Consider the following 17959-nt stretch of genomic DNA (forward strand, 5'->3'; position numbering starts at 1 on the left):
GCGGGCTTCGCGGCACTATGTCCAAGCCTTGAGCTCTCGGAGAAATCGACATGAAAGCGTTTCCAGCGTTGAAATGGTTGACGGCCGGTTCCATGACGGCATTGCTGGCGGCCTGCGCATCAGGCCCCACCGTGAAGGGCGATTACGATCACCAGGCGGATTTTGCCCAATACCGGACATTCGCTTTCATGAACCCGCTAGGCACTGACAAGGCGGGCTACAGCAGCCTCTTGACCGAACGGCTCAAGGACGCCACGCGCGGCCAGATGGAGATGCGCGGTTATACGTACAGCGCCGCCAACCCGGATCTGCTCGTCAACTTCGGCGCCAAGCTCCAGCAAAAAACCCAAGTCACGCCGGCCGCGCCGCCGATGGGGCCTTACTATGGCTACCGCACGGGGTTCTACGGCGGCTGGCCCGGCTACGGCTGGGGCGACGACGTTTATCAATACACCGAAGGCACGCTGAATATCGACTTGGTCGATCCCCGCCGCAAGCAGCTGGTGTGGGAAGGCGTGGCGGTGGGTGAAGTGCAGAATCCCGATACCGCCAACACCTCGCAGAACGTGGACAAGGCGGTGGCGCAAATCTTCGCCAAGTATCCGTTCCGGGCCGGCGTCGCCGCGCCGCAAGTGCCGGACAAAAGCAAACCCTAGCCAGAGGTAGCCGAATGACCACTCGCCGCAAGGCCCCGTCCACCGATACCGGCGATACGCCTCCCTACGAAACCGTTGCCCTCGTCCTGCAAGGCGGGGGCGCGCTGGGGTCCTATCAGGCGGGGGTGTACCAAGGCTTGCACGAAGCGGGCATTCGGCCCAACTGGATTTCCGGCATTTCCATCGGGTCGATCAACGCGGCCATCATCGCGGGCTCGCCCGAAGACGAACGCGTTGAGCGGCTGCGTGGCTTCTGGGAAAGTATTTGCCGCCCGGCCGGTTTTGCCTCGGTGCCGTGGGGCGACACGTTGGCGGGCATGTTCGAAGGCATTCCCTTCGGCTTCGGCTCGCCGGCCATGAACGGCCAGCTGTCTGCCTTTCAGGCGCTATTTTCAGGGCAGCCGGGGTTTTTCAAACCGCGCTTCCCGCCGCCGTACTGGGCCAGCGGCCGGGGGGCGGCGTCCACCAGCTTTTACGACACTACGCCGCTTGCGGCCACGTTGCGCCAGTTCGTCGACTTCGATGTGCTCAATAGCGGCAAGGTGCGCGCAAGCTTCGGCGTGGTGAATGTGCGCAGTGGCAACTTCGCCTATTTCGACAGCCAGACCGATAAGCTGGGCCCCGAGCACATCATGGCTTCCGGCGCCTTGCCGCCGGGTTTTCCGTCGGTGGAGATCGAGGGAGAGCATTATTGGGACGGCGGTATCGTGTCGAACACGCCGCTGGCGCAGGTGCTGACCAACGACAACATGCGCGACACCTTGGCGTTTCAGGTTGATTTATGGCCTGCGCGTGGCGGGTTGCCGACTTCGCTTGAAGAAGTGGCCGAGCGCCAAAAAGACATTCAGTATTCCAGCCGAACCCGCCTTGTCACGGATCAGCTGCGGCGGGTGCTGAAGTTGCGCCATGGCTTGCAGCGGCTGCTTGAGCGCCTGCCCGAGTCCGAACGCAACGCGCCCGAGTTCGCCGACATCCGCAAGTTGTCGCATACGCCCGCCACCAACATCATCAACCTCATCTACGAATCCAAGCACCTGGAGCGTTACTCCAAGGACTACGAATTCGGCACCGAGGCCATGCGCGAGCACTGGGAATCCGGTTTGGCCGACATCCGCCAAACGCTGGCCAAGCCCGGCATTCTGGCGCGGCCCACCGAGAACAGCTGCTTTGTGACGCACGATATTCATCGCAACGGCACGCATAAATAGGCAGGGTCGGCACAAACAGGCCGGGTCGCCACAAACAGATAGGGCGCACAAAGAAAGAGAAAGGCAGGGCGCGTAAGACTGGTCTGATAATTGGCTCATTCGGCAGCCAGAAGCCGTTCACACCGGTAGTCTTCAGGGACAAACAGCAACCTTGTTCCGGGTTCCGGCTGCCGCCACGCCAGGCGGGGCTGGCCCGATGGAGACCTGCCATGAATGTCCCTCACGCGCTTGCTCCTCACGCGCTCGCCCCTCACGCACCTACGCCTCACGCGCCTGCCGCTGATGCGCTTGCCCGCCTGGATCAACCCTCGCCACGCGGCGCGCGCCTGCCGCCGTCCATCACCGTCAATGCCCCTGCCGCGCTTGCGACCGACCGGGTCGACGGCTGGTGGAGCCTGATGTACCAAGGGTGGACGCTGCTGGCGCCCAGCGGCGCGCGTATCGACCTGACCGAAATTGAACGCGCGTGTTTTGTCTGCCTGCTGCAGAGCCCGCATCGCGAATTGCGCCGCGAAGCGTTGATGGCCGTGCGCCAGAGCACCAATATGCGCACGCTCAATGTGGCGATTTGCCGGCTACGCAGCAAAGTCCTGCAGACAGGCGCCCGTTTGCCGCTGCATACTGTGCACGGCGTGGGTTACGTGTTCCTGGGCAATCTCAGAGCGCTTCCCAACTGCTGAGGCTGTTACGGATTTGTCTCTCCCGCGCATCGTTGTACGGCTTGAAAATACGTGATTTCCCCAATAACTGAGTTACATTATTGGGCTATTCACGGGTCACTACGCTATGCGCGGGGGTTTCAATGCGGTTTTCGCCTAAACGTGTTTCAGGTCTGGCTGTTTCCGGTGGCGTCCTCGCGCTGATATTGGCAGGGTGCGGCGAAAAGCCACAGATGAATCCCGGCATGCCTCAAGTCAGCGTCATTACCGTGCAGCCCGAGCGCGCGCCCATCGTTTCTGAATTGCCCGGCCGCGTGGATGCCGTGCGTGATGCGCAGATCCGTTCGCGTGTTACCGGCATCGTTCAGAAAATCGCCTTCGAGCAAGGCGGTGACGTCAAAGAAAACCAACTGCTGTTCAAGATTGATCCGGCGCCCTACAAGGCAGCCTACGATCAAGCGACGGCGCAGTTGAAGCAGGCGCAGGCCAATCTGTTCAGCGCCAAGCTGCTGGCAGACCGCTATGCGCCGCTGGTCAAGGCCAACGCCGTCAGCAAGCAGGAATACGACAACGCCGTGGCCTCGTTCCGCCAGGCCGATGCCTCGGTGGCGGCCGCCAAGGCCAACCAGGACAATGCGGCCATCAACCTGGGCTACACCGATGTCACGTCGCCCATCACGGGCCGCATCGGCAAGCCGCTGGTCACCGAAGGCGCACTGGTGGAAGCCACGTCCGCCACGCAAATGGCTACCGTGCAGCAGTTGGACCCGGTCTATGTTGACTTCACGCAGTCCACTGCCGAACTGGCGACGCTGCGCCGTGCATTCGCCAGCGGCCAATTGCAGAAGGTCGGCAAAGACACCGCTCGCGCCACCGTTGTGCTGGAAGACGGCACGGAATACGAGCACGCCGGCAAGCTGCTGTTCACCGGCATCACCGTGGACCCGTCCACGGGCCAGGTGAACCTGCGCGCCGAAGTGCCCAACCCCGACGGCATCCTGCTGCCCGGCATGTACGTGCGCGTGCGGCTGGAGCAGGGCGTGGATGACAAGGCGCTGGTCGTGCCGCAGCAGGCGCTGCAACGCACGGCCGACGGCTCGCAAAGCCTGATGTTGGTGAAGGACAACAAGATTTCCCAGTTGCCCGTCACCACCGGCGGCGCCATCAAGAACAACTGGTTGATCACCAGCGGCCTGAAGGCAGGCGACGTTGTCGTGGTCGAAGGCTTCCAGAAAATCCGCCCAGGCGCGCCGGTGCAGGTCAGCCAATGGAACAAGAACGGAGCCCCCGCGAACGGCGCTCAGCCCGCGGCGCAACCCGGCGCCAAGCCGGCCGCGCCCGAGCAATCGCCCAAGCCTGCCGAACCTGCCCAGCAGGACAAGGCAGCAGGCCAGAAATCTTGAGCGGCACGCGGCGCAACCAGCGCCGCGTTCCCCTTTGGTGAGCATCGCTTTCAGAGTCAGCCCACATGCCGCAATTTTTCATTGATCGACCAATTTTCGCCTGGGTAGTTGCCCTGTTCATTCTGCTGGCGGGGGTGCTGGCCATCCCGAACATGCCGGTGGCGCAATACCCCGACGTGGCCCCGCCGGCGATCACGATTACCGCTACCTACCCTGGCGCATCGGCCAAGGAAGTGGCGGAATCGGTCACCAGTATCATCGAAGACAAGCTCAACGGGGCCAAGGGCCTGATCTACTACGAGTCGGTCAGCGATTCCTACGGCACCGCCACGATCACCGCCACCTTCGCCCCGGGCACCAACCCCGACTTGGCGCAGGTGGACGTGCAGAACCGCGTGTCCAACGTGATTGCGCAGTTGCCGGCGGCCGTGCAACAGCAGGGCCTGCAATACGAGCAGACCAGTACCGGCTTCCTGATGATCGTGACGTTGTCGTCCGAAGACGGCTCGCTGGATCAAACGGCATTGGCCGACTACATCACCCGCAACGTGCAGAACCCGGTCTCGCGTGTGGCCGGCGTGGGCCAGTTCCAGCTGTTCGCTGCGCCGCGCGCGATGCGCATCTGGGTCGATCCCGCCAAGCTGGTGGGCTTTAACCTGAGCATGTCCGAAGTCAACCAGGCGATCTCGGGCCAGAACGTGTTGATCTCTGGCGGCAGCATCGGTTCGCCGCCCAACCCGGAGTCGCAGCGCATCACCGCCACCGTCACGGCTAACGGCCAGCTGAGCACGGTGGAAGGCTTCGGCAAGATCGTCCTGCGCGCCAACACCGATGGTTCCAAGGTGCTGCTGCGCGACGTCGCCCGTATCGAAGTGGGCGCCGACAACTATCAATTCGGGGCCCGCCTGAACGGCAAGCCCACGGCCGCTTTCGCCATCGTGCTGTCGCCGGACGCCAACGCGTTGGCCACCGCCCAGGGCGTGCGCCAACAGATGGAAGAGCTGTCCAAGTACTTCCCGGGCAACATCCAGTACGCCATCCCCTACGACACCGCACCCTATGTGAAGGTGTCCATCGAGCAGGTGCTGCACACCCTGGCCGAAGCCATGGTGCTGGTGTTCCTGGTGATGTATCTGTTCCTGCAGAACGTGCGCTACACGCTGATCCCGGCACTTGTCGTGCCGGTGGCCATGCTGGGTTCGTTCGCGGTGATGCTGGGGCTGGGCTTCTCGATCAACGTGCTGACCATGTTCGCGATGGTGCTGGCCATCGGGATTCTGGTGGATGACGCCATCGTGGTGGTTGAAAACGTTGAGCGCATCATGGCCACCGAAGGCTTACCGCCAAAAGAGGCCACCAAGAAAGCCATGCCGCAGATCAGCGGCGCCATCGTCGGCATCACGCTGGTGCTGGTGACGGTGTTCCTGCCGCTGGCCTTCATGAGCGGGTCGGTGGGCGTGATCTACCGTCAGTTCTCGGTGGCCATGGCCGTGTCGATCTTCTTCTCGGCCCTGCTGGCGCTGACCTTCACGCCGGCGTTGTGCGCCACCATTCTCAAGCCGGTGGCCAAGGGTCACCACGACGAGAAAAAAGGTTTCTTCGGTTGGTTCAACCGCAAGTTCGACGCCACCACCCACGGTTATCAGAACTGGGTATCGCGCATTCTGCACAAGGGCGGCCGCATGATGCTGGCCTTCCTGGTGCTGGTGCTGCTGCTGGGCTGGCTGTACCTGCGTCTGCCGTCGTCGTTCCTGCCCGAAGAAGACCAGGGCTACGTGATCAGCAACATCGAGCTGCCCACGGGCGCCAGCGCCAACCGTACGGTTGAGGTCATCGAACAGGTCGAGGAATACTTCCGCAACATTCCCGCGGTGGAAAACGTCATCGCCGTGCAGGGCTACAGCTTCAACGGTAACGGCCTGAACGCCGCTATTGCGTTCACCACGCTGAAAGACTTCAAAGACCGCAAGGAACGCCAGGATTCCGCCGGCGCCATCGCCTTCAATGCCTTCCAGAAGCAGTTGATGGGCATTCACGATGCGCAGGTGTTCACGCTGGTGCCGCCCGCCATTTCGTCCTTGGGTAACGCCACGGGCTTCGACCTGCGCTTGCAGGATCGCGGTGCGGCCGGCTCCGAGGCGCTGGCCGCTGCCACGGGCCAGTTGATGGGCGCGGCAATGAAGAGCCCGGTGCTGTCGCAAGTCCGCATCACCGGTCTGGCGGCGGGCACGCAACTGACGCTGAACATCGACCGCGACAAGGCAGCAGCCTTGGGGGTGGACTTCAACGAGGCGGCATCGCTGATCTCGACGGCGGTGGGCTCGGCCTACCTGAGCAAGTTCCCGAACATGGGCCGGATGCAGAACATCTGGGTCCAKGCCGATGCGCCGTACCGCATGCAGCTGTCTGACGTCCTGAAGCTGAACGCGCGCAACACGCAAGGCGGGATGGTGCCGCTGTCGACGTTTGTCACGGCCGATTGGGTGCAGGGTCCGGTGCAGGTGGTGCGCTACAACAGCTACGAGTCCATGCGTATCGGCGGCAGCGCCGCGGCGGGCTACACCACGGGCCAGGCCATGGAGGAAATGCAGAACCTCGTCGCGCAGTTGCCGCAAGGCTTCGGCTACGAGTGGACGGGGCTGTCGTATCAGGAACGCCAAGCGGGTAACCAGGCGCCCATCCTGATGGGCCTCTCGCTGCTGATCGTGTTCCTGGTGCTGGCCGCGCTGTATGAAAGCTGGGCCATCCCGATCTCGGTCATGCTGGTGGTGCCGCTGGGTATGTTGGGTGCGGTGGCCCTGGTCAGCGCGCTGGGCATGTCGAACGACGTGTACTTCCAGGTGGGCATGGTGACCGTGATCGGCTTGGCGGCCAAGAACGCCATTCTGATCGTGGAGTTCGCCAAGGATCAGTACGCGCGGGGCATGGGGCTATATGAATCTGCGGTGGAAGCCGCAAGGCTGCGGTTCCGGCCGATTCTGATGACGTCGCTGGCGTTCATTCTGGGCGTGGTGCCGTTGGCGATGGCCACGGGCGCAGGCGCCGCCAGCCAGCGCGCAGTGGGTCTGGGCGTGCTGGGCGGCATGTTGGCCGCCACCCCGTTTGCCGTCATCTTCGTGCCGACGTTCTTCGTCGTGGTGCTGGGCCTGTTCAAGACCCGCCCGCGTCTGCTGGGCGCTGAACTGAAGGCCTGGGAAGAAGAGCAGGCGGCCAAGAAGGCGGCTGGCGAACCCACCGCTGATTCGTCCCACGCTGCGCAAACTCCCGCACAACCCAACGGTGGCCCGGAGGGCAAGGCATGAAAGCCCTGATGATCAAACAGACCGCTTTGTCCGCCTTCGTGGCGGTGGCGTTGGCCGGCTGCTCGCTGGCGCCTGACTACAAGCGCCCCGATGCGCCGGTTACGGGCGCGTGGCCCGACCAGCCCAAGGTGCAGTACGGCGCGTACAACAACCCTTCAACGCTGGGCACGCAGCCGTCGACGTCGGTGATGCCGCAAGACGGCACGCCCGCGGCCGACCTGGGATGGCGCGAGTTCTTCCGCGATCCGCGCCTGCAAAGCCTGATCGCCTTGTCGCTTGAGAACAACCGCGACCTGCGCGTGGCCGTGCAGCGTGTCGAAGAGGCGCGTGCGCAGTACGGCGTGCAGCGCGGCGCGCAGTGGCCGAGCATCGGCGCCGGCATTCAGGGCCAGCGCCAGCACTTGCCCGCCAACATGCGGGCAGGCGGCCCCGATTCCAGTTCGATTTCCAGTTCCTATCAGGCCGGTATCGGCCTGACGACCTTCGAAATCGATCTGTTCGGCCGTTTGCGCAATTTGTCCGAAGCGGCGTATCAGCAGTATCTGTCGACCGAACAGGCGCAAAAGAGCGTGCAGATCACGCTGGTTGGTTCCGTGGCGCAGTCGTACTTCAACCTGCGCGCGGCCGAAGTTCAGCTGGATTTGACGCAGCGCACGCTGGCCTCGCGCCAGGAATCCTACAACCTCGTCAAGCGCCGTTTCGATGGCGGCGTGGCGTCGGAACTGGATTTGAACCAGTCGAAGTCGCTGCTGGATACGGCGTCGTCTGACCTGGCGCAATTGGCCCGTGCCCGTGCGCAGGCCATGAACGCGCTGGTGCTGCTGGTGGGAACGCCGTTGCCGGAAAACCTGCCCGCGCCCGCCACGTTCGGCCGCGACCAGTTGCTGGCGACGGTGCCGTCCGGCCTGCCGTCTGACCTGCTTGAGCGCCGGCCCGATATTCTGGCCGCAGAAAACCAGTTGAAGGCCGCCAACGCCAATATCGGCGCGGCGCGCGCAGCTTTCTTCCCGACGATTTCGCTGACCGGCCTGCTGGGCGTGGCCAGCCCGTCGCTGGGTGATCTGTTCAAGGGTGGCCAGGGGTACTGGAGCTTCTCGCCGTCGATCACGACGCCGCTGTTTGCGGGTGGCAGCATCCGCGAAGGGCTGAATCTGGCGAAGGCGCGCGACAACATCGCCGTGGCCCAATACGAGCAAACCATCCAGACGGCGTTCCGCGAAGTGTCGGACGCGCTGGCGGGCGAAGCCACGTATGGCGCGCAGCTTGATGCGCAACGCGCGTTGCAGGAGTCGTCCTCGCGCACGCTGGAACTGTCGAATCTGCGTTATACCAATGGCATCGACAGCTACCTGCAAGTGCAGACCGCTCAGGTAGACTTCTTCAATGCCCAGCTTTCGCTGGTGCAAACCGGTTTGGCCGCGCTGATCAACCGCGTGGAGCTCTACAAGGCGTTGGGCGGCGGCTGGGAAGAAACCACGAAAGAACCGACCAAAGTGACGACGACCGCTCAATGATAGAACTTGGTGTAAATATCGATCACGTTGCCACGTTGCGGCAACAACGCCATACGGTGTACCCGGACCCGGTGGCCGCCGCGCTGCGCGCGGAGGATGCCGGCGCCGACMTGATCACGCTGCATCTGCGGGAAGACCGCCGCCACATTCAAGACGCGGACGTTTACGCCATTCGTCCGCAGTTGCGCACGCGCATGAATCTGGAATGCGCCATCACGGCGGAAATGCTGGAAATTGCCTGCGCCGTCAAACCCAACGACGTCTGCCTGGTGCCTGAAAAGCGTACCGAGCTCACGACCGAGGGCGGCCTGGAAGTGGCGGGCGCCATGGGGCCGGTGACGGACGCCGTGGCCTTGCTGCGCGAAGCCGGTATTCGCGTGTCGTTGTTCATCGACGCGGACCCGGTGCAGATCGCCGCGGCGGCCAAGGCTGGCGCCACGGTCATCGAACTGCATACCGGCGCCTACGCCGAAGCCCAGGGCGACGCCGCCCAGGCCGAGTTGCAGCGCATCCGCCTGGCCGTCACCGAAGGCTTGCGTCATGGCCTGCGCGTGAACGCCGGACACGGCCTGCATGTGGGCAACGTATCGCCCATTGCCGCCATTGACGGTATTTCCGAGCTGAACATCGGCCACGCCATCGTGGCGCAGGCGGTGTTTGATGGCTGGGAAAAGGCGGTGCGCGACATGAAAGCGCTGATGGTGCAGGCCCGGCTGCAAGCGCTGCGCGGCCTGTGACGGCAGGCTGGATGATGAAACCCCGCGCCGCGTTTTTGGCGGCGTTGTTTTTGGTTGATGCCCATGTCTGACACGCCCAAGACCCCCGCGCCCGCTGGCGCCATCGCCGGCATCGGCATGGACTTGCTGCGCATCGACCGCATCGAGCGCGCATTGGAACGCCACGGCGACCGCTTCGCCGAAAAGATTCTAGGCGTGGAAGAGTTGCAGAAATTCCATGCGCGCCGCGCCCGCGACCCGGTGCGCGGCCTGCGCTTTCTGGCCACGCGCTTTGCCGCCAAAGAAGCCTTTTCCAAAGCGATCGGCCTGGGCATGCGCATGCCCATGACGTGGCGGCGCGTGCAAACGCTGAACGCGCCGGGCGGACGCCCGGTACTCGTCATCGCGCCCGAGCTGCTCGACTGGTACACGCAGCGTTTCGGCGCCGCGCATGTATCCATCACCGACGAATCCGACATGGCCGCCGCGTATGTGGTGGTCGAACGCAAGCCCTGAGCCACCGCCTTGCGCGGCGCCGGCTTGCCATACCTGAACATAAGGACAGCCTCATGGCCAAGAAGAAATCCAAGGGTGGCCTGCCCCCCGGCCCCGTGATGGTCGACGTGGCGGGCTTCACGCTGACAAAAGAAGAGAAGACGCGCCTGCGCCATCCGCTGGTCGGCGGCGTGATTCTTTTCGCCCGCAATTTCGAAAGCCGCAAGCAGCTGACCAAGCTGACTCGCCAGATTCACAAAGCCCGCAAGGAACCGCTGCTGATCCTGGTGGATCACGAAGGCGGCCGCGTGCAGCGCTTCCGCGAAGACGGTTTCACTGCCTTGCCCGCGATGCGCGACCTGGGCGCGTTGTGGGACCGCGACCCCCTTCAGGCCATGCGCCTGGCGACCGAAGCCGGCTATGTGCTGGCCGCCGAGCTGCGCGCCTGCGGGGTGGACATGAGCTTCACGCCCGTGCTCGATCTGGATTACGGCGTCAGCAAAGTCATCGGCAATCGCGCCTTCCATTCCGACCCGCGCGTGGTGACGATGCTGTCGCGCGCCCTGGTTCAGGGCTTGGCGCTGGCCGGCATGTCGGCTTGCGGCAAACACTTCCCGGGCCATGGTTTTGTGGGCGCGGATTCGCACCACGAAATCCCCGTGGACCCGCGCGGCCTGGACGACATCCTGAAGGACGACGCCGCGCCGTACGCCTGGCTGGGCGACGCGGTGCTGCCGTCCGTGATGCCCGCGCATGTGATCTACCCCAAGGTCGACAAGCATCCCGCGGGGTTCTCCAAGCGCTGGGTGCAGGACATTCTGCGCAAGCGCCTGGGCTATGACGGCGTGGTGTTCTCGGACGACCTGACGATGGAAGGCGCATCGGTTGCGGGCGACATCCTGGACCGCGCCAACGCCGCGCTGCGCGCCGGTTGCGATATGGTGCTGGTGTGCAACCGCCCCGATCTGGCCGACGATCTGCTGTCGCGCCTGAAGTTCGACCATGCTCCCGAATCGGTTGAACGCATCCGCCGCCTCATGCCGCGTTTCGATGCGCCCGACTGGGACACCTTGCAGGCTGAAAGCCGCTATCAGAATGCCCGACGACTTCAATCTCAAATCGTTCCTGGCTGATCTGCCGCATCTTCCAGGTGTCTACCGGCACCTGGATGCGGCCGGTGAAGTCATGTATGTCGGCAAGGCGCGCGACCTGAAGAAGCGCGTCTCGTCGTATTTCCAGAAGAACCTGGCCAGCCCCCGTATCGCCCAGATGGTGTCGAAGGTGGCGCGGCTGGAGGTCACCGTCACGCGCTCGGAAGCCGAAGCGCTGATCCTGGAAAACAACCTCATCAAGAGCCTGAAGCCGCGCTACAACATCCTGTTTCGCGACGACAAGTCTTATCCCTACCTGCTGATCACCGGCCACGAATGGCCGCGCATTGCCTACTACCGGGGCGCAACGAACAAGCGCGGCCAGTATTTCGGCCCGTTTCCCAACGCCTGGGCGGTGCGCGAAACCATCCAGATCCTGCAAAAGGTCTTCCGGCTGCGCACCTGCGAAGACACCGTCTTCGCCAACCGCTCGCGGCCCTGTCTGCTGCATCAGATCGGGCGTTGCTCGGCACCGTGCGTGGGCGCCATCGAGGCCGCCGAGTACGAACGCGACGTGCAGCGCGCCGTGCGCTTTCTGAATGGCGAGGCCAAGGAAGTCATGGGCGAAATCGAAGCCCGCATGCAGCAGGCGGCCGGTGAACTCCGCTTTGAAGAAGCCGCGGCGCTGCGAGACCAGATGGGATCGCTGGCGCGCGTGCTGCATCAGCAGACCATGGAGAACACCAGCGGCGAAGACACCGACATCATTGCCGTGGCGGTGGCGGGCGGCAAAGTCTGCGTCAACCTGGCGATGGTGCGCGGCGGCCGCCACTTGGGCGACAAGCCCTTCTTTCCGACGCACGCCGAGGGCGAGGCTGCGCCGCAAGTGCTGGAAGCCTTCGTGGCGCAGCATTACACCGACAACGCCATGCCGCCCGTGCTGGTCTGTTCCCACGCCTTGCCCGACCCTGACCTGATCGGTCTGCTGGTCGAACAGGCGGGCGGCCGCCCGTCGCGCTTGTTGACGCGTCCTCAGGGCGCGCGCCGGTCGTGGCTAGAACAGGCGGGCAAGAATGCCGAAATGGCGCTGGCCCGCGCCTTGACCGAATCGGGCGCCCGCGCCGGCCGCACCTTGGCGCTGGCCGAGGCGCTGGACCTGGATACCGATGAAGCCGCGCTGGACGCGTTGCGCATCGAATGTTTCGACATCAGCCATACGGCGGGCGAAGCGACGCAGGCATCCTGTGTGGTGTTCGAACACCACGACATGCAGCCATCCCTGTACCGCCGTTACAACATTGCCGGCATCACCCCGGGCGACGACTACGCCGCCATGCGCCAGGTGCTGACGCGCCGTTTCGCCAAGGTGGCGGATGGTGACGCGCCAATGCCGGGCCTGGTGCTGATCGATGGCGGCAAGGGCCAGGTCGAAGTGGCCCGCAAGGTGTTCGTGGAGTTGGGGCTGGACATCCAGACGCTGGTGGGCGTGGCTAAGGGAGAAGGGCGCAAGGTAGGCCTGGAAACGCTGGTGTTCGCCGACGAAAGGCCCCCGGTGGCGCTGGGCGGCGAGTCTGCCGCGCTGATGCTGATCGCCCAGGTGCGCGACGAAGCCCACCGTTTCGCCATCACCGGCATGCGGGCACGGCGCGCCAAGACGCGCAATGTGTCGCGGCTGGAGGAAATTGAAGGCGTGGGCGCGCGGCGGCGTCAACGTTTGTTGGCCCGTTTCGGCGGATTTTCGGGCGTGGCCTCGGCCAGCATCGAAGATCTGGCCTCGGTGGATGGCATTTCCCAGGATTTGGCCGAACGCATTTACGAGGCGCTGCGTGGGTAGCCCGATTCGCCCATGCGGCCAGCGGGCGGTCATGCCAAGGCTTCGATACAGCCAGTGTCACCCGGCTGATGTAGCATACGGACACTATGCCAATTAACGTACCCATTATCCTGACATGGCTGCGCATCGCCATGATTCCTCTGGTGGTCGGGCTGTTCTACCTGCCCGAGAGCTGGATGTCGGTTCCCACGCGTGACAGCTTTGCCGCTTGGGCATTCATCATCGCGGCGCTGACCGACTGGTTCGACGGCTGGCTGGCCCGCCGCTGGAACCAGACCTCGGCCTTTGGCGCGTTCCTGGACCCGGTTGCCGACAAGCTGATGGTGTGCGCGGCGCTGATCGTCCTGCTGGACTTGAGCCGCGTCGACGCCTTCATTTCGCTGATCATCATCGGCCGCGAAATCACCATTTCGGCGTTGCGCGAATGGATGGCCAAGATCGGCGCCAGCGCCAGCGTGGCCGTGCACCGCCTGGGCAAATTCAAAACCGCCGCCCAGATGGTGGCGATTCCGTGCCTGCTGTACAACCAGCCGGTCTACGGCATCAGCACCAAGCTGTTGGGTGATGTGCTGATCATCGTGGCGGCGGTGCTGACGGTCTGGTCAATGCTGTATTACCTGCAACGCGCCTGGCCCGCCATCCGCGAGAAAGCGCTGTAAATGCATCTCCATGGCTGGTACGAAAGTACTGGCCATGTTTGTTTTGCAACACCCTTGGTTTTGCAACACCCCGGCGGCCCGGCTCGCGCAACACGGCCGCCGAGATATTCCAAGAGCGATCGGCCGGCCTGCCGGACCACGTCGCCAAGCACACAACGCCCGGTTCTTCCGGACGTTGCCGGAGACAACCTTGCACCGCCTTTGGCGGGCGCCTTCCGCCGCTGCCCGCGGCCTTCTGCAATGAACACCGCTGCCACCCCTATGCCTTCGGATGCCGACGTCCGCCGGCGCGACTGGAAAATCATCCTGCTGATTGGCGTTGCACACGCCTCGTCGCATTTCTTCCAATTGGTCTTGCCTTCCCTGTACGTATCGCTGGGCAACGAGTTCGGGCTGGACTTCGCCCGGCTGGGCTTGCTGGTGTCCACGTTCTATGTGGTGTCGGGCATCGGCCAGGCGTCATCGGGTTTTGTGGTGGACCGCATCGGCGCGCGGCCGGTGCTGTGGTTCGGGCTGGCGTGCTTTGTGGTGTCGGGCCTGCTGATCGGGTCGGCCACGGGCTACACGATGCTGGTGGCCGCGGCCGTGGTGGGCGGCATCGGCAATTCGGTGTTCCATCCGGCAGACTATTCCATCATCAACCATCGGATTACCGCGCCGCGTCTGGGCCATGCGTTTTCGGCGCACGGGCTGACGGGCAACCTGGGCTGGGCGCTGACGCCGGTCTTCATCACCACCATCACTTTGCTGGCTGACTGGCGTGTGGCGGCCTATAGCGCGGCGGGCCTGGTGGCGGCGGTGCTGCTGCTGACGGTGATCGGCCGTAATCTCATCGGCGGCCCGTCGCCGCTGGAGGTTCAGCCGGACGCCAAATCCGCCAAGCCGGCCGCCGCCAAACCGCAGGAAGGTGTGCTGACCACGTTGAGCACTTTGCTGTCCAAGCCGGCGTTGTGGGGCGCGTTCCTGTTCTTTGCGTGCACGTCGATTGCGCTGTCGTCGGTGCAGAACTACACGATTCCGCTGTTGGGCCAGCTGTACGACTTGTCCAAGGTGGCCGCCAGTTCGGCCTTGTCCGGCTACATGGTGGCGTCGGCCGTGGGCATGGCGGCGGGCGGCTTCCTGGTGTCGGCCAACCCGCGCACCGAACGCACGGTGATGGTGGCGTTGATTCTGGCGGGCCTGACGCTCGTGGTGCTGGCGCTGGGTCTGGTGCCGGCCGCGTTTGCCGCGCCGGTGGTCGCGCTGGCCGGCTTCTGCTCGGGCGTGGCCGCGCCGTCGCGCGACATGCTGATCCGCCGCGTCACGCCCAAGGGGTCGACGGGTTCTGTTTACGGCTTGGTGTATTCGGGCATGGACGTGGGCTCGGCGCTGGGGCCGCTGGCGTTTGGTTTGCTGCTGGACGCCGGCATGCGGCAGGGTCCGTGGGTGGGCGCTGGCGTGGCGTTCACGGCTGCGGCCTTCCTGGCGCAATGGATCGCGGTGCAGGCGCGTCGCGCCGAGCCGATGACGGCGGGCGGCGCGGTGGCGCGTTCCTGATACGTCCCGCCTTGCCTGAAAGCCAAAACGGCGCACCCGAGGGTGCGCCGTTTCTCTATGCCCGCTGCCGCGTTTGACGTGGCGGCGTCCAATCCTGACGAGTCCTGACTAGCGCGTTTGCATCAGCGGCATCAAATTGTCGGCGGGCGGGGCGCCTCGCCGTCCCAGCAACAACAAGCCCGCCAGTCCGATGACCACGCACAAGCCCACGTAATATGCCGGCACCATCCGGTTGCCGGTGTACTGGATCACCGCCGTATTGATGAACGGCGCCAGGCCCCCGAACAACATCACCGCCAGGTTGTATGACAGCGATACGCCCGTGGACCGCAGGTTGACGGGCAGGATTTCGGTCATCAGCGCGGGCGTCGGCCCCCACATGAATCCCATGCACGCCGCCGCTAGCAATTGCGCTTGCACGAGCGTGGCGAAGGACGGGTTGTGCAGCACGCGCGCCATCATGATCCAGGTGGCGATGCCAAAGGCCAGCGTGGCCGGCAGCATCAGCGCACGGCGCGAGAGCCGGTCAGACAATGCGCCCGACAAGGGGCACAGCACCAGCAGCAAGGCCCCGGCCAGCGCACTGCTGAGTTGCGCGTCGCCCATCGTCAGGCCCAATTCCCGCACGGCGAAGATGGGCAGGTACAGCAACATGACGTAGTTGGACGCCGTGCCGGTCACCACGATACAGAACGATCCGATGAGCTCGCGCGGGTAGCGCGAGAACAAGGTGCGGAACGTGGTTTGTTGGGGTTTGACGCGCTGGTCCTGAAAGCGCCGGAACTCGGGCGTTTCATCCACCTGCGTGCGCAGGTAATAGCCGATGGGGCCGATCAGCACGCCAAACAGGAATGGGATGCGCCAGCCCCAGCTTTCCAGGTCCGCCGTCGACAGGTTCGACGACAGCAGATGCACCACGCCCGCGCCAATTGAAAACGCCAACGACTGCGAGCACATCTGAAAACTGCCATACAGGCCGCGGCGTCCTTTTGGGGCGAATTCCACCAGCATGGCGCTGGCGCTGGCGTATTCGCCGCCTACCGAAAAGCCCTGGATCAGCCGCGCCACCAACATCAGCACGCTGGCGGCCACGCCGATGGACGCGTAAGTGGGCAGCACGCCGATCATGGCGGTGCCGCCCGCCATCATCAAGATCATCAAAGACAGCGCGCGGCGCCGTCCGTAGCGGTCGGCATACAAACCCAGCACCAAACCGCCGATCGGACGCACGGCGAACGCCACGCCAAACGTGGCCAGCCCCAGCAGCAGCGACGTTTCGTTGTCGCCGGTGGGGAAGTACAGCTTTGCGATGATCGTGGCGAACATGCCGTAGATGGCGAAGTCGAACCATTCGAAGGCATTGCCCAGCACCGACGCGATGACCACGCGGCGGCGCATGCTGGCGGAAACGGTGTAAGAGGAAGCGGAAACAGACGTCATCAGGGACTCCTGCAGGCGCGGCGAAGGCGCAAGGGGGCACAGAGCGCGGCGCTTGAGCGCCACGCTCCGGGGATTCAAAAAAGGGGGGAAGGGCGGTCAGCCCAGACCCGAGACGCGAAAAAGGCGGGAGCGGGTCAGCTCAGCCGGTCGCGCACGATCTCAACGAAGACGCTTGCGCCGATGGGCAGAATGTCGTCGTCGAAGTCGTACTCGGGGTGGTGGCAGAAGTGGCCGTCCTGGCCGACAAAGAAGTACGCGCCAGGACACGCCTGAAGCAGATACGAAAAGTCTTCGGACGCCATCAGCGGCGTGATCTGCGCGTCAACCAGGTCTTGGCCGACCACGCGCGCGGCGGCGGCGGCCACCGTGGCGGTGGGGCCGGGCGCGTTGATGGTGGGCGGGCAGCCCAGGTCGAATTCGCAATCGATGCGGGTGGCGTGGCTGGCCGCCAGGCCGTCGCAGATTTCACGCACGCGGCGCAAGGCGGTTTCGCGCGCGGAAATGCTCAGCGTGCGCACCGTGCCTTGCAGCTCCATCAGGTCGGGGATGACGTTGCGCGCGGTGCCGCCGTTCATCATGCCCACGCTGAGCACTCCCGCCACCAAGGGGTCCAGCGAACGGCTGACCACGGTTTGCAGCATGCCCACCAATTGGCTGGCGATGACGACTGGGTCGTTGCCTTGCTGCGGCATGCCGCCGTGGCATCCCACACCATGCACGCGGATGGTGAAGCCGTCACAGGCCGCCAGCAACGCGCCTTCGCGTACGGCGACGCGCCCTTTGCCGACCATGGGATTGTTGTGCAGGCCGTAGATTTCGTCGCAGGGAAAGCGGGTGAAAAGGCCGTCTTCAAGCATCGCCGCGCCGCCGGCCAGGGTTTCTTCAGCGGGCTGGAAGATGAAGTTGACGGTGCCCGCGAAATCGCGGTTCTGCGACAGGTGCAGCGCCACGGCCAGCAGCGTGGCCGTGTGCCCGTCGTGTCCGCAGCCATGGAAGTTGCCTTCGTGCGTGGAACGGTAGGGCAGCGTGGTTTTCTCCTGCATGGGCAGCGCGTCCATGTCGGCGCGCAGGCCGATGCTGCGCTTGCCTGCGCGTTCGCCACGCAGCACGCCCACCACGCCGGTGCGGCCTACGCCGCGATGCACCTCCAGCCCCCATCGCGCCAGCTTGGACGCCACGACTTCCGCGGTGCGGTGTTCCTGGAACCCTAATTCGGGGTGGGCATGGATGTCTTGCCGCCACTGGGCAAATTCGGGTTGACGCTCGACAAACCAATCACGGACTTGCATTACGGCCTCCTGTGGGGAGTTGAATGACTGCGGTTCGGATGTGGCGGCGGGCCCGAAGGCCCGCCTGGATGCCGGGGCAACAATAAACGATATCGATTCGAAGCAGGCGTTCTGTAACTGCTTGTCAGCAAGCCGCTGTCGGCGGCACGATTTGCCG

At 64.4% G+C, this 17959-nt stretch carries 14 protein-coding genes; 12 read left to right on the forward strand and 2 right to left on the reverse strand.

The annotated features are described in order from the left end of the window. The first annotated feature begins 50 nt into the window (after window positions 1-50). The 12 genes from AC1DB0_RS15945 to AC1DB0_RS16000 all read left to right on the forward strand — a co-directional run bounded on the left by AC1DB0_RS15945 (window position 51) and on the right by AC1DB0_RS16000 (window position 15073). Window positions 51-656, forward strand: a complete 606-nt coding sequence (locus tag AC1DB0_RS15945) for a DUF4136 domain-containing protein (RefSeq protein ID WP_054426424.1) — start codon at window positions 51-53, stop codon at window positions 654-656. A 14-nt stretch (window positions 657-670) separates the two neighbouring features. Continuing rightward, the gene (locus tag AC1DB0_RS15950; RefSeq protein WP_175171323.1) at window positions 671-1864 is read left to right on the forward strand and encodes a DUF3734 domain-containing protein; all 1194 of its coding nucleotides are present in this window, start codon (window positions 671-673) and stop codon (window positions 1862-1864) included. Window positions 1865-2073: 209 nt separating this feature from the next. Continuing rightward, window positions 2074-2544 (forward strand): helix-turn-helix domain-containing protein, encoded by a 471-nt coding sequence (locus tag AC1DB0_RS15955; protein WP_427948900.1) that lies wholly within the window; start codon window positions 2074-2076, stop codon window positions 2542-2544. A 122-nt stretch (window positions 2545-2666) separates the two neighbouring features. Further along, window positions 2667-3926 (forward strand): efflux RND transporter periplasmic adaptor subunit, encoded by a 1260-nt coding sequence (locus AC1DB0_RS15960; protein ID WP_346550603.1) that lies wholly within the window; start codon window positions 2667-2669, stop codon window positions 3924-3926. A 65-nt stretch (window positions 3927-3991) separates the two neighbouring features. Beyond that, a complete protein-coding gene (locus AC1DB0_RS15965) occupies window positions 3992-7228 on the forward strand; it encodes a multidrug efflux RND transporter permease subunit (protein WP_476758698.1) in 3237 nt (1078 codons plus the stop codon). After that, window positions 7225-8742 carry an efflux transporter outer membrane subunit gene (locus AC1DB0_RS15970; protein ID WP_447982129.1) on the forward strand — a complete coding sequence of 506 codons (1518 nt, stop codon included), beginning with the start codon at window positions 7225-7227 and terminating at the stop codon, window positions 8740-8742. The genes AC1DB0_RS15965 and AC1DB0_RS15970 overlap by 4 nt, the downstream gene beginning before the upstream one ends. Continuing rightward, window positions 8739-9479: a pyridoxine 5'-phosphate synthase gene (locus tag AC1DB0_RS15975; RefSeq protein ID WP_476758699.1), complete on the forward strand. Its 741-nt coding sequence runs from the start codon at window positions 8739-8741 to the stop codon at window positions 9477-9479. The genes AC1DB0_RS15970 and AC1DB0_RS15975 overlap by 4 nt, the downstream gene beginning before the upstream one ends. 63 nt (window positions 9480-9542) lie before the next feature. Next, entirely contained in the window at window positions 9543-9974 is a 432-nt protein-coding gene (gene acpS, locus AC1DB0_RS15980) for a holo-ACP synthase (RefSeq protein WP_175171319.1), read from the forward strand. Window positions 9975-10027: 53 nt separating this feature from the next. Continuing rightward, on the forward strand, window positions 10028-11086 hold the full coding sequence (gene nagZ / locus AC1DB0_RS15985; protein WP_054426413.1) for a beta-N-acetylhexosaminidase: 1059 nt from the start codon (window positions 10028-10030) through the stop codon (window positions 11084-11086). After that, window positions 11049-12878 carry an excinuclease ABC subunit UvrC gene (gene uvrC / locus AC1DB0_RS15990; protein WP_054426410.1) on the forward strand — a complete coding sequence of 610 codons (1830 nt, stop codon included), beginning with the start codon at window positions 11049-11051 and terminating at the stop codon, window positions 12876-12878. The genes nagZ and uvrC overlap by 38 nt, the downstream gene beginning before the upstream one ends. An 86-nt stretch (window positions 12879-12964) precedes the next feature. Then, a complete protein-coding gene (pgsA, locus tag AC1DB0_RS15995) occupies window positions 12965-13537 on the forward strand; it encodes a CDP-diacylglycerol--glycerol-3-phosphate 3-phosphatidyltransferase (RefSeq protein ID WP_054426407.1) in 573 nt (190 codons plus the stop codon). Between the two features lie 240 nt (window positions 13538-13777). After that, window positions 13778-15073, forward strand: coding sequence for an MFS transporter (locus AC1DB0_RS16000; protein WP_342067696.1), 1296 nt, complete (start codon window positions 13778-13780; stop codon window positions 15071-15073). 108 nt (window positions 15074-15181) lie between these two features. Here AC1DB0_RS16000 and AC1DB0_RS16005 read toward each other — a convergent pair whose 3' ends face one another. Both AC1DB0_RS16005 and AC1DB0_RS16010 read right to left on the reverse strand, forming a co-directional pair. Then, a complete protein-coding gene (locus AC1DB0_RS16005) occupies window positions 15182-16513 on the reverse strand; it encodes an MFS transporter (protein ID WP_217483397.1) in 1332 nt (443 codons plus the stop codon). Between the two features lie 134 nt (window positions 16514-16647). Continuing rightward, a complete protein-coding gene (locus AC1DB0_RS16010; protein WP_476757270.1) occupies window positions 16648-17802 on the reverse strand; it encodes an amidohydrolase in 1155 nt (384 codons plus the stop codon). Between the last annotated feature and the right edge of the window lie 157 nt (window positions 17803-17959).

The organism is Achromobacter sp. 10T422, assembly GCF_056394065.1.

What these genes read in the sequence shown, in the direction of transcription:
- AC1DB0_RS15945 (WP_054426424.1), top strand. Translation starts at nt 51, where the DNA reads ATGAAAGCGTTTCCAGCGTTGAAATGGTTGACGGCCGGTTCCATGACG.
- AC1DB0_RS15950 (WP_175171323.1), top strand. Translation starts at nt 671, where the DNA reads ATGACCACTCGCCGCAAGGCCCCGTCCACCGATACCGGCGATACGCCT.
- AC1DB0_RS15955 (WP_427948900.1), top strand. Translation starts at nt 2,074, where the DNA reads ATGAATGTCCCTCACGCGCTTGCTCCTCACGCGCTCGCCCCTCACGCA.
- AC1DB0_RS15960 (WP_346550603.1), top strand. Translation starts at nt 2,667, where the DNA reads ATGCGGTTTTCGCCTAAACGTGTTTCAGGTCTGGCTGTTTCCGGTGGC.
- AC1DB0_RS15970 (WP_447982129.1), top strand. Translation starts at nt 7,225, where the DNA reads ATGAAAGCCCTGATGATCAAACAGACCGCTTTGTCCGCCTTCGTGGCG.
- acpS (WP_175171319.1), top strand. Translation starts at nt 9,543, where the DNA reads ATGTCTGACACGCCCAAGACCCCCGCGCCCGCTGGCGCCATCGCCGGC.
- nagZ (WP_054426413.1), top strand. Translation starts at nt 10,028, where the DNA reads ATGGCCAAGAAGAAATCCAAGGGTGGCCTGCCCCCCGGCCCCGTGATG.
- uvrC (WP_054426410.1), top strand. Translation starts at nt 11,049, where the DNA reads ATGCCCGACGACTTCAATCTCAAATCGTTCCTGGCTGATCTGCCGCAT.
- pgsA (WP_054426407.1), top strand. Translation starts at nt 12,965, where the DNA reads ATGCCAATTAACGTACCCATTATCCTGACATGGCTGCGCATCGCCATG.
- AC1DB0_RS16000 (WP_342067696.1), top strand. Translation starts at nt 13,778, where the DNA reads ATGAACACCGCTGCCACCCCTATGCCTTCGGATGCCGACGTCCGCCGG.
- AC1DB0_RS16005 (WP_217483397.1), bottom strand. Translation starts at nt 16,513, where the DNA reads ATGACGTCTGTTTCCGCTTCCTCTTACACCGTTTCCGCCAGCATGCGC.
- AC1DB0_RS16010 (WP_476757270.1), bottom strand. Translation starts at nt 17,802, where the DNA reads ATGCAAGTCCGTGATTGGTTTGTCGAGCGTCAACCCGAATTTGCCCAG.